Origin of the sequence: Pseudomonas sp., from assembly GCF_049301935.1 — a bacterium.
Lineage (GTDB): Bacteria > Pseudomonadota > Gammaproteobacteria > Pseudomonadales > Pseudomonadaceae > Aquipseudomonas.
The window spans coordinates 1-12,025 of sequence record NZ_JBAQLP010000107.1; the positions used below are offsets into that span (position 1 = coordinate 1).

At 59.9% G+C, this 12,025-nt stretch carries 11 protein-coding genes; 8 read left to right on the forward strand and 3 right to left on the reverse strand.

All coding sequences use genetic code 11. The features are described from left to right. From ppsA to WA145_RS14550, 8 genes are all read left to right on the forward strand, one after another. Positions 1–1,144, forward strand: a 1,144-nt coding sequence (gene ppsA / locus WA145_RS14515; RefSeq protein ID WP_422582264.1) for a phosphoenolpyruvate synthase, incomplete at its 5' end; no start/stop codon positions are given. A gap of 203 nt (positions 1,145–1,347) precedes the next feature. Further along, a complete protein-coding gene (locus tag WA145_RS14520) occupies positions 1,348–2,355 on the forward strand; it encodes an alpha/beta fold hydrolase (RefSeq protein WP_422582265.1) in 1,008 nt (335 codons plus the stop codon). 155 nt (positions 2,356–2,510) lie between these two features. Then, positions 2,511–2,999, forward strand: coding sequence for a ribonuclease E activity regulator RraA (gene rraA / locus WA145_RS14525; protein ID WP_397493206.1), 489 nt, complete (start codon positions 2,511–2,513; stop codon positions 2,997–2,999). Between the two features lie 55 nt (positions 3,000–3,054). Further along, complete coding sequence (locus WA145_RS14530; protein WP_422582272.1) at positions 3,055–4,008, forward strand: zinc transporter ZntB; 954 nt, start codon at positions 3,055–3,057, stop codon at positions 4,006–4,008. 54 nt (positions 4,009–4,062) lie between these two features. Further along, on the forward strand, positions 4,063–4,308 hold the full coding sequence (locus tag WA145_RS14535) for a CrfX protein (protein WP_090255899.1): 246 nt from the start codon (positions 4,063–4,065) through the stop codon (positions 4,306–4,308). Positions 4,309–4,310: 2 nt separating this feature from the next. After that, positions 4,311–5,126: a mechanosensitive ion channel family protein gene (locus WA145_RS14540; protein ID WP_422582266.1), complete on the forward strand. Its 816-nt coding sequence runs from the start codon at positions 4,311–4,313 to the stop codon at positions 5,124–5,126. Between the two features lie 88 nt (positions 5,127–5,214). After that, positions 5,215–5,814, forward strand: coding sequence for an RNA polymerase sigma factor SigX (gene sigX, locus WA145_RS14545; protein ID WP_422582267.1), 600 nt, complete (start codon positions 5,215–5,217; stop codon positions 5,812–5,814). 99 nt (positions 5,815–5,913) lie between these two features. Next, positions 5,914–6,879, forward strand: coding sequence for an OmpA family protein (locus tag WA145_RS14550; RefSeq protein ID WP_422582268.1), 966 nt, complete (start codon positions 5,914–5,916; stop codon positions 6,877–6,879). 213 nt (positions 6,880–7,092) lie between these two features. On the opposite strand, the gene cobA is transcribed toward WA145_RS14550, so the two are convergent. From cobA to WA145_RS14565, 3 genes are all read right to left on the reverse strand, one after another. Further along, a complete protein-coding gene (gene cobA, locus WA145_RS14555) occupies positions 7,093–7,830 on the reverse strand; it encodes a uroporphyrinogen-III C-methyltransferase (RefSeq protein WP_422582269.1) in 738 nt (245 codons plus the stop codon). Between the two features lie 391 nt (positions 7,831–8,221). After that, complete coding sequence (locus WA145_RS14560) at positions 8,222–9,889, reverse strand: protein kinase domain-containing protein (protein WP_422582270.1); 1,668 nt, start codon at positions 9,887–9,889, stop codon at positions 8,222–8,224. A 241-nt stretch (positions 9,890–10,130) separates the two neighbouring features. After that, a complete protein-coding gene (locus tag WA145_RS14565) occupies positions 10,131–11,342 on the reverse strand; it encodes a nitrate/nitrite transporter (protein WP_422582271.1) in 1,212 nt (403 codons plus the stop codon). Positions 11,343–12,025 lie beyond the last annotated feature (683 nt).

Genomic DNA, 12,025 nt, shown 5'->3' on the forward strand with positions numbered 1-12,025 from the left:
CCGTGGCGGGCGTACCTGCCACGCCGCGATCATCGCCCGTGAGCTGGGTATTCCGGCGGTAGTCGGCTGCGGCAACGCCACCCAGGTGCTGAAAGACGGCATGGGTGTGACGGTTTCCTGCGCCGAGGGCGACACCGGCTTTATCTTCGAAGGTGAACTGGGCTTCGATATTCGCAAGAACTCGGTCGATGCCATGCCCGAGCTGCCATTCAAGATCATGATGAACGTCGGCAATCCGGATCGCGCCTTCGACTTTGCCCAACTGCCCAACGAAGGTGTGGGCCTGGCGCGTCTGGAATTCATCATCAACCGCATGATCGGCGTGCACCCCAAAGCGCTGCTGAACTTTGCCGGCCTGCCGGCGGAAATCAAGGACAGCGTCGAGAAGCGCATCGCCGGCTACGACGACCCGGTCAATTTCTACGTCGAGAAGCTAGTCGAGGGCATCAGCACCCTGGCCGCGGCGTTCTGGCCGAAGAAGGTCATCGTGCGCCTGTCGGACTTCAAGTCCAACGAATACGCCAACCTGATCGGCGGCAAACTCTACGAGCCGGAAGAAGAGAACCCGATGCTGGGCTTCCGTGGCGCTTCGCGTTACATCAGCGAATCGTTCCGCGACTGCTTCGAGCTGGAATGCCGCGCGCTGAAGAAAGTACGCAACGAGATGGGCCTGACCAACGTCGAGATCATGGTGCCGTTCGTGCGCACCCTCGGCGAAGCCAGTCAGGTGGTCGAACTGCTGGCCGCCAACGGTCTGGCCCGCGGCCAGGACGGCCTGAAGGTCATCATGATGTGCGAACTGCCGTCCAACGCGATTCTGGCTGAAGAGTTCCTCGAATTCTTCGACGGGTTCTCCATCGGCTCCAACGACCTGACCCAGCTGACCCTGGGCCTGGACCGTGACTCCGGCATCGTCGCGCACCTGTTCGATGAGCGTAATCCAGCAGTGAAGAAGCTGCTGAGCAACGCCATCCAGGCCTGTAACAAGGCCGGCAAGTACATCGGCATCTGTGGTCAGGGCCCTTCGGATCACCCGGATCTGGCGCGCTGGCTGATGGAGCAGGGCATCGAAAGCGTGTCGCTGAACCCAGATTCGGTGCTCGATACCTGGTTCTTCCTGGCTGAAGGTCAGGCACCGGCCTGATAGCAGTTTCAAACCCCTATTCAAGGGCGGGTTGATCCTGCCCTTTTTTATGTTCAGCACATCCATGTGCTTCACCCCTCCGGGGCTTGCGCGCAAAAACGCTCCTGGCGTTTTTGTGATCTGCCATCCTTGGTGGTTACCCTTCGGGCCGTCGCGAGCGACGTTAAAAATTGCTCCCGACAATTTTTCGTGCCAGAGCAAAGATGCAAAGCAGCAGTGAGCTTTTTCCCGTGGCCTTGATCAGCGCGGAGTTACGAGGCGATTTGAGCGAGGATGTCTATCGCCTCAAGCCCGGCAACAGCCCGGATAGCAGTGTTGAGCTGGCCCTGACGCGTCTCGGCCGTGCCGGGCATGAGCAGGCGCGTGGCGTGCCGGTGATTCTGCTTCCCGGCAGTTTTTCCAATCGACGTTTCTGGTATTCGCCCAAGTGCATTGGTTTGGGGCCGTACCTGGCGCGTGCCGGTTTCGATGTATGGATTGCCGAGATGCGTGGCCATGGCCTGTCGCCGCGTAATCGCAACTATTCACGCAACACGGTCAGTGACTACGTGCGCTATGACCTGCCGGCAATTGCCGATTTTGTTTATGAGCTGAACCCACAAAAGGCCCACTGGCTGGGCCATTCCTTGGGCGGCATCACCTTGGCCGGAGCACTGGGTGGGCGTTATCTGGATGAGGCAAAAATTGCTTCTGGCGTGTTGTTTGGCAGCCAGGTCAGTCGGGTTTACTGGCCGCTCAAGGTGCCGCCATTGGAGTGGGGCAGCCGCTTGCTGCTCAAGCGTTTCTCGGTGATTTCCGGTTCACGGCTCAAGCGCGGCCCTGAGGATGAGCCGATTGGTCTGGCGGTCGAGAGCCTGCGCTGGCATGGCCTGTTTGGCCGTTTTGGTGATGCTGATCGCGATTGGTGGGCGGGTTTGGCCGAGGTGCGTGTGCCGGTTATGGCCGTTGCCGCGCTGGGCGATCATCAAGACCCGGCCTGGGCCTGTGAAAAGCTGCTCAGGCAATTTGGTTCGCCCTTGAGCGAGTTTCTTTGCCTGGGCAAGAAACATGGTTTCACTGGCGATTTTGGCCACGTTGAAATGCTGGTCAGCAAAGAAGCGCAACTTGAGGTCTGGCCGTTGCTCGAGCAATGGTTACGCAAGAGTCCGCAGGTTGCTGCCGAGCTTGAGTGCGCCGATTCAGGGCGCAATAAAGCGGTTTCTACTGAGTGAACTTGCGGCTAGTATCGCGCGCTGAGCACTGCGCAGTGCGCGCGATTAGTGACGGACTGGTGTTTGCTAGCCGTGCATCCCCGTCAGTGGTTGAATGATGCAAAACGGGGTGAAGTTACCCTGTCAGTCGCCTACAACATCCAAGGAGTCTTGCCATGCATTACATCACCCCCGATCTGTGCGATGCCTACCCGGAGCTGGTTCAGGTGGTCGAGCCGATGTTCAGTAACTTTGGCGGCCGCGATTCCTTCGGTGGCGAGATCGTTACCGTCAAGTGCTTCGAGGACAACTCCCTGGTCAAAGAGCAGGTCGATCAACCGGGTAAAGGCAAAGTGTTGGTGGTTGACGGTGGCGCCTCCATGCGCCGCGCGCTGCTGGGCGACATGCTGGCGGAAAAAGCCGCGAAGAATGGCTGGGAAGGGATTGTGGTGTATGGCTGTGTGCGTGATGTCGACGTGCTGGCGCAGACCGATCTGGGCATCCAGGCCCTGGCCAGCCACCCGATGAAAACCGACAAGCGTGGTATCGGTGACCTTAATGTTGCGGTGACTTTTGGCGGCGTGACCTTCCGCCCGGGCGAGTTTATCTATGCCGACAACAATGGTGTGATCATCTCGCCATCCGCTTTGCAGATGCCGGAGTAAGTTGAATTTGTCTAACGCGGTCATACCGGACGCCGAGCAGGGCCTGGTGCACGCCATGGTGCTCGATGGCTTAGGCGGTGCGCGCGCCATCAGCCGTCAACAGTTGCAGGCGCTGCAACTGGCCGAGCAGGAAAGCCTCTGGCTGCACTGGGATCGCAGTCATGCCCAGAGCCAACGCTGGTTGCGCGATGAAAGCGGCCTGAACGCGTTCGTCTGCGGCCTGTTGCTGGAGGAGAACACCCGCCCGCGTCTGCTGCCGTTACCCGACCACGAACTGCTGTTGTTTCTGCGCGGGGTCAACCTCAATCCCGGCGCGGAACCAGAAGACATGGTGTCGGTGCGCATCTTTGCCTCTGCCCGTCGGGTGATTTCCCTGCGTCTGCGGCCCCTGCGCGCCACCGAGGAACTGATTGCCGAGTGGGCGGCCGGTAACGGCCCGAAGTCCGCCTCGGAAGTGATTCTTAGCTTGTCGCATCATTTGACCGATAAGGTCGAGAGCCTGGTCACTGAGCTTTCCGAGCAAGTGGACGAGCAGGAAGAGAAGGTCGATGCCGAACAACGCCTGGTTCCCGACCATGCTCAATTGCTCCATCTGCGCCGGCGCGCCGCCAGCCTGCGGCGCTTTCTCGCCCCGCAGCGGGATATCTATGCACAACTCACGCGTCACCAGCTGCCCTGGTTCGTGGTCGATGATACGGATTACTGGAATGAGCTGAACAACCGCCTGACGCGTTACCTGGAAGAGCTGGAGCTCAGTCGTGAACGGGTCAGCCTGGTGCTGGAAGCGGAAAACCGGCGCATGGATCAGCGCATGAACCGCACTATGTACCGTTTCGGCATTATCGCCGGGGTGTTCTTGCCGCTGACCTTCCTCACGGGGTTGTTGGGTATCAATGTCGGCGGTATTCCGGGGAGCGATAGCCCTTATGGCTTTGCGGTTGCGTGCGTACTGATGGTCGTTGTGGCCTTTGGCCAGTGGTGGTTGCTGCGCCGCTTGCGCCTGGCCTGATGTGACTTGGCCGCCAACCGAATCGTCTAGCCGACACATCCTGTGAGGTGCGCCATGCACGATCCCTTTGAAGAATCACTGCGCGATTTGCTCAAATCGCCCACCTCGAGTCACGACGATGACGCCTGCTTGCATCGTGTGCTGAAAACCGCCAACCGCCAGGTCGGCGCCGGTGATCTGTTTGCCCTGATGGGTCACTGGGCAGGTGCGCTGATGCTGGCGCTGAATAACGGCTCGGCGCATGTGGCGCCGGTCTCGCGTCGTAAAACCACCGATTCAACTGTTAATAAGGCTGACTGAGCATGGAATTTACTCAAGTTCTGGTTGATGCGATGGCCAGCGTTTGGACCCCGATTGCGGCCTTTATCCCGCGCTTGTTTGGCGCCATGGTGGTGGTACTGCTGGGTTTTGTGGTGGCCAAGTTCCTTGACACGCTGCTGTCGAAATTGCTCGGCAAGATCGGCCTGGATCGCCTGATGGCCGGTACCGGTCTGACCAAGCTGCTGAGCCGCGCCGGTATTCAGGTGCCGGTATCGACCCTGATCGGCAAGATCGTCTACTGGTTCGTGCTGTTGATCTTCCTGGTTACGGCCGCCGAGTCCCTGGGGCTGGAGCGGGTTTCCGCGACCCTCGATGTACTGGCCTTGTACTTGCCGAAAGTCTTTGGCGCTGCCCTGGTGCTGCTCGCTGGTGTGCTGTTGGCGCAACTGGTCAGCGGTCTGGTGCGCGGCGCTGCAGAAGGCGTTGGGCTGGACTATGCGAGTGGGCTGGGTCGTGTTGCTCAGGGCCTGGTAATCATCATCAGTATCTCGGTGGCGATCGGTCAGCTTGAAGTGAAAACCGACCTGCTCAACAACGTGATCGCCATCGTGCTGATCTCGGTCGGTCTGGCGATCGCTCTGGCGCTTGGCCTGGGCAGTCGAGACATTGCCAGCCAGATTCTGGCCGGCATTTATGTGCGCGAGTTGTATGAGGTTGGGCAACATGTCCAGGTTGGTGCGGTCGAAGGGCAGATCGAGGAAATCGGCACGGTCAAAACCACCTTGCTGACGGACGCCGGCGAGCTGGTTTCAGTGGCCAACCGTACCTTGCTCGAGCAGCAGGTAAACAGCCGCTAAGGCCAATCCCTGTTATTGTATGCGGCCAATCCGCAGCCTGATTTGCAGGCTGCGCTGGCTTATGTCCTGACTGTCGGCCCGACTCGTTTTGAATAAAGCCCACTCTGCGTCTGTGCGTTACGACCCCCGCGAACTCTCGGATGAAGAGTTGGTGGCGCGTGCCCATGACGAGTTATTCCACATAACCCGTGCTTATGAAGAGCTGATGCGTCGTTACCAGCGCACGTTATTCAACGTCTGTGCGCGTTATTTAGGTAACGACCGTGATGCTGATGATGTGTGTCAGGAGGTCATGCTCAAGGTCTTATATGGCCTAAAGAACTTTGAGGGAAAATCAAAGTTCAAAACTTGGCTGTACAGCATTACCTATAACGAATGTATTACCCAATATCGCAAGGAACGGCGTAAACGGCGCCTTCTTGACGCATTAAGTCTGGATCCGCTTGAAGAGGCGTCCGAAGAAAAGGCGCCAAAGCCTGAAGATAAAGGCGGTCTTGATCGTTGGCTGGTGCATGTCAATCCGATAGATCGGGAAATCCTGGTGCTACGTTTTGTCGCAGAGCTGGAGTTTCAGGAGATTGCCGACATCATGCACATGGGCCTGAGCGCCACGAAAATGCGCTATAAACGCGCACTCGACCGTCTGCGCGATAAATTTTCTGACAGCACTGAAACTTATCTCGAATAAAGCCATCATAGCTAACGGTTAATTCTGGTAGAATTGCCGGCTGAGTTGTCTTGTGTTTGTCAGACAACTTACTGACCACCAAGATAGGGAACATTAGTAATGAAATTGAAAAACACTTTAGGCGTTGTCATTGGCTCGCTGCTGGCCACATCCTCCCTCAGCGTTCTGGCTCAGGGTCAAGGCGCTGTCGAAGTGGAGGGCTTTGCCAAGAAGGAAATCTTCGACAGCGCCCGTGACTTCAAAAACAACGGCAACCTGTTCGGCGGCAGCATCGGCTACTACCTGACTGACGACGTTGAACTGCGCCTGGCCTACGACGAAGTGCACAACGCTCGTGGCGAAGACGGCCGCAACATCAAGGGCTCGAACACCGCTCTGGATGCTCTGTACCACTTCAACAACGCTGGCGACGCACTGCGTCCTTACGTTTCGGCAGGTTTCTCGGATCAGAGCATCGGTCAGACCGGTCGCAACGGTCGTAACGGCTCCACTTTCGCCAACGTTGGCGGCGGCGCCAAGTACTACTTCACTGACAACTTCTACGCCCGTGCTGGTGTTGAAGCTCAGTACAACATCGACCAGGGCGACACCGAGTGGGCTCCAAGCGTCGGTATCGGCATGAACTTCGGTGGCGGCAGCAAGCCGGCTCCGGTTGAAGTTGCTGCTGTTGAACCGACTCCTGAGCCAGTTGCTGCTGAAGAGCCGATGGAACTGGTTCGCGTTGAGTTGGACGTTAAGTTCGACTTCGACAAAGCCAGCGTTAAAGAAGAAAGCTATGGCGACATCAAGAACCTGGCTGACTTCATGAAGCAGTACCCACAGACCACCACCGTGGTTGAAGGTCACACTGACTCCAAAGGTAGCGATGCCTACAACCAGAACCTGTCCGAGCGTCGTGCAAGCGCTGTTCGTGACGTGCTGGTCAACCAGTACGGTGTAGACGCTGCTCGCGTTAACGCTGCTGGTTACGGCGAAGCTCGTCCGGTTGCTGACAACGCTACCGACGCTGGCCGCGCTGTTAACCGCCGCGTAGAAGCTGAAGTAGAAGCTCAGATCCAGCAGTAATCGATCTGGCTGTATAGAAAACCCGGCTTCGGCCGGGTTTTTCTTTATGGGCCCGCCATCTCTGGCGGCCACGCTGCGGGCCGTCGCTGCGCGACGTTAAAAATGATTCCCGGTCATTCTTTATGGCCGCCAGAGATGGTGGTTGTGAAGAAAAATCCACGAAAAAAAGCCCGCTTGTGGCGGGCAAGGGGAACTTCGCGGAGCGCGAAGCGGTTAGGCGCTGATAGCAGCGAGCTGCATGTTAGGTTGCCCGGCGACCTCACCAATCACCAGAATGGCCGGGCTTTTCAATTGGAAGTCGTGGGCGGCTTGCTGCATGGTGGCGAGGCTGCTGCGGCATTCGCGTTGCTGTGGCAGCGACGCGTTTTCGATCATGGCCACGGGCATGTCGGCGCGCATGCCGCCCGCCAGCAGGCTTTCGCGGATTTCTGGCAGCTTGGCCACGCCCATATACACCACCAGGGTGGTGCCGCTTTGGGCTAGGGCTGACCAGTTAAGGCTGCTGTCATCTTGCGTATGGGCGGTAACCAGGGTCACCCCGCGGGCGACGCCGCGCAGGGTCAGAGGAATGCCGCAATTGGTCGCCCCGGCCAGGCCAGCAGTGATGCCGTTGACCATCTCCACCTCAATGCCGTGCTCGCTCAGCCAGTCGGCTTCTTCGCTGCCACGGCCGAAGATGCACGGGTCGCCGCCTTTCAGGCGCACCACGCATTTACCCTGACGCGCATAACGCAGCATCAGGCGATGAATAAATGCCTGCGGGGTAGAGCGGCAGCCGCCGCGTTTGCCGACCGGCATGATCCGCGCGTTGCGGCAATGCTCCAGTACGGCGGGGTTGACCAGGTCATCGATCATCACGATCTCGGCCTGGTTCAGGGCTTTAACCGCCTTGAGGGTCAGCAGCTCCGGGTCACCGGGGCCTGCACCTACCAGCCAGACTTTTGCGCTCATGTTGATCTCCTCAGGCATTCGCTGCGCAGTAGCCGTATTGCCCAGCCATCTGCTGAATAAAACTTACGCAAAACAAAAAATTGTCGGGAGCCATTTTTAACGTCGCCCCGCGACGGCCCGTAGGGTGGCTGCTATGGATAGCTGGCCACAAAAAAGGCGTCCCGCTAGTTACCTAGCGAGGACGCCTTTGTCCAAGTCCCGTTCTAGCGGGAAGTGCAGCCTGCTTCGTTGAGGCCGCGCTTTATTAAATCGTGCAATCAGCAATGCAGAGCTTGTGCCAACTTGCGCAGTGCCGATTTTCAGGGCTTATCAGGTGTTTACAGTCAATTCGCGTGGCCTTTGCGCACCTTTTAAAAGCGCCTTGCGCCGTATTGGTGCGCGGTCTTTGGCTTTAGCGCAGCAGCCCGATCAGCAGGGCCAGGTTCAGCAGCAGAGAAAACAACGCCACGCTGCGCCAGACCAGCAGCGGTTCGCGCTCCAGTAGCGGACGCGGTCGGCTGCTGAGGGATTTGCGTTCCGCCTGTTCCAGGTTGAGCAGCCACTCTTCGGCGGTTTCATAGCGCTGTTTGGGTTCGGCACTGAGAGCGCGGTTGAGGCTGTCGTCGACCCAGCTGGGCAAATCCGGACGATAGCGGCTGGCTGGGGTCGGTTGGCCAAAGCGCGGATGCTGAAAGGCTTCAATCTCGCCGTAGGGATAGTGCCCCGTGAGCAGGAAATACAGGGTAACGCCGGCGCTGTAGAGGTCCTGTTGCGGGCTGGGAGCGACGCCGGTAAAGGCTTCCGGGGCGATATAACTGGGGGTGCCGGGCAGTTCGCAGGCTTCATCACGGGTCAGGCCGGGGCAGTAGGCCAGGCCGAAATCCAGCACGCGCAGCTCGCCGTCATCGCCCCATAAGAGGTTTTCCGGCTTGATATCACGGTGCAGGATATTGCGCCGGTGCAGCATGCCCAAGGCCTTGATCAGCCGTGGGGCAATATCCAGCCATTCCGGTAGACCGAGCGGGCCGCTCAGGCGCAGGTGTTCGGCCAGGGTTTGCCCGGCGTAGTCGCGCTGCACGTAATACAGGTGCTGCCGCTGCGGCAGCGGGTGCACTTCGGCGAAGAAGCGTCCGGCCACGCGGCGCAGAAACCATTCTTCGAGCAGCAACGCGGGCCCGGCGTGTGGCTCATCGCTACGATTGGGCGGCAGGGTTTTCAGCAGCCAGCGCCGCGCCTGGGCATCACGTACCCGATAGACCAACGATTGGCGCGATTCGGCCAGCAGCCGTTCGATCTGCCAGCCTTCAAAGCTCTGCCCTTCACGCAGTTTTACCGGTAGCGGCCAGTGCTGCAGTTGCGCCAGGGTGTCGGCCAGATCGCTTTGCGGCAATGCCTCGACGCGCAGCAGCAGGGCGCTGGCGTTGTCCTGGCTGCCGGCCAAATGCGCGGCATTGACCAGCGCGCGGCTGGCGGCGGGCAGATTCTGTTCATCGTGCAGAATGCGCTGAATGCCCGCATCACCCAGGGTGGCCCAGATACCGTCGCTGACCAGTACAAAGCATTCGCCCTGACGCAGCTCGCCATCCAGGTAATCCATTACCAGGTGCTGATCCAGGCCCATGGCGCGTTTGAGCACATGCTGCATGCCCGGCTGTTCCCACACGTGGTCTTCGCTGAGGCGCTCAAGGGTGCCGTCCAGCCAGCGGTAGGCGCGGCAATCGCCGACATGCGCCAAGGTAAAACGCCGGCCACGCAGGATCAGTGCGCTCAACGTGGTGAGCAGCGGCTGACCGCCGCCATTGGCTTGCAACCAGCGGTTGTGGGCGACCAGTACGCGGTCCAGCGATTGGGTGACTGCCCAGGTTTCCGGGGTGGAGTAGTAATCCAGGGCCAGGGCCTGCAGGGTGGCGCGTGCCGCCAGACCGCCGTCGGCGCACTGACTGACGCCATCGGCGAGGGCGAATAGATAACCCTTGCTGGCCGCCAGCGCTGGCACTGGGGTGACCACGCGAATGGCATCCTGATTTTCGCTGCGCGGGCCGGTGGCACTGGCTTCGCCGAAGGTCAGTTGCAAGGCCATGCTGAAATTCCTGGGTCTGTTGCTGAAGAAGCGCTGAGGCAAAGGCGAGGCTGGTGAGGCAGCAAAGGAGAGCCGCTGCCGACTTCTCCCGCCATTCCTGACCAGTGCAATAAGCGCTACCAGCCAGCCCCGCCTTTGCCTCAGTGCTCCAATGGTTGGGTGTAGGGTGGATCGCGCTTTACCGATCCACCGTTGCTTAAGGGTGGATGAAAAAGGCGTCATCCACCCTAGATTCGCGCAGTTACACGCGGGCGGCGGTCACTGCGGCGCTGCCCCAGGTGGTGCGCCAGCGCATCTTGACCCCATACAGGCCGAACCAGGCCAGTACGCCGAGGCTGGCGAACAGCCACAGGCCCAGCTGGTAATCACCGGTTTGCTGCTTGATGGTGCCCAGGCCCGCAGCCAGAAGAAAGCCGCCGATGCCGCCGGCCATGCCGATCAGCCCGGTCATCACGCCGATTTCCTTACGGAAGCGCTGTGGCACCAGTTGGAACACCGCGCCGTTACCCGCGCCAAGGCCGAGCATGGCGGTGACGAAGAGGGCCAGGGCGGCGGCCGAGCTTTCCAGGTTGAAACCCACTGCGGCAATGCTCAAGGAGGCCAGGGTGTACATCATCAGCAGCGAACGGATACCGCCGATCCGGTCGGCCAAGGCACCGCCCAATGGCCGCATCAGGCTGCCGGCGCAGACGCAGGCGGCGGTATAGTAGCCGGCGGTCACTGGGTTCAGGCCGTACTGGTCGTTGAAATAACCGGGCAGGGCGCTGGCCAGGCCGATAAAGCCGCCGAAGGTCACGCTGTAGAAAAACATAAACCACCAGCTGTCGCGGTCACCCAGGGCTTTCAGGTAGTCGGCCAGGGCTTTGGGCTTGGGCCGCTCGGGGGCGTTCTTGGCCACCAGGGCAAAGATCAGCAGGGTTGCCAGCAGCGGGATCAGCGCCCAGCCGAAGACGTTCTGCCAACCGAACAGCGCCGCCAGACCAGGGGCAAACAGCGCGGCCAGGACGGTACCGGAGTTACCCGCACCGGCAATGCCCATGGCCTTGCCCTGATGCTGCGGCGGATACCACTGTGAGGCCAGCGGCAGGGCGACGGCGAAGGCGGCGCCGGCAAAACCGAGGAACAGGCCGAGCAATAAGGCCTGCTCATAGCTGCTGATGCCGATCTGCCAGGCGCAGAACAATGCCACGATGACGATCACCTGGCCCATCAGGCCGGCAGTTTTGGGCGAAAGACGGTCGGCCAGAAAACCCATCAACAAGCGCAGCACGGCGCCGGCGAGAATCGGCGTGGCGACCATCAGACCGCGCTGTTGGGCAGTCAGGTCGAGATCGGTGGCGATCTGCACAGCCAGTGGGCCGAGCACGTACCAGACCATAAAGCTCAGGTCGAAATACAGGAACGCGGCGAACAAGGTTGGGGTGTGGCCGGATTTCCAAAAACTTGTATTCATCGAAAACCTCATTCAGCAAAAAAGGGTCCCGGTGGGGTGCGGTACGCCATGGTCGTGGACACGGCGGCCGCAACCCATCGGGGAGGTGGTGTACTTGTGGTACGCCACCCTGAGGCCGAGGCCGCAGCTGGGTTGAGAGAGTTACTAGCGCAAGCCCTGGATCGCAGGGCAGGTGCCGGCCCCAAACACTGGGGCGTAAAACGCAAAACGCCGCATAAGCCGAGCGCCCTGGGGCGTGGTTTATGCGACGTCTTTGTCGTTTGTTGAGCAGCCACCTTTGGCTACCTGTAGTAGAGCTATAGCAAGAGCTGCGCCAACCTAGCAAAGCCCTGTATCAGCTGGGCTTTCAGCGGTTGGATGGCGGCGGCTGTGCTGCAAAAGGAGGCGTTAGCGGATGGCTTGCCCTTGAATGGGGCGCATAAGCTATTCCCGGTTCTGGCAAACCAGGCTGTATAAGGCTGGCCAGGATTGGCCTTGGATCGCGTATGTCAGCTGATAGGCGTTGGCGCGCTGCAGCGCGACTCACCGGCTGCGGCGTCGGCGGTTGTGCTTGCAGCCTGGGTCGGTAAGGGGAGGGCCAGGAGGGCCAGGGCCAGTAGGTTGCTCAAGAGTCCGGCATGGCGGACATGGCTGCGTGTGGTCGGCATAGCAATTCCCCTGCTTTTGTTGTTATGCCTAAGGCG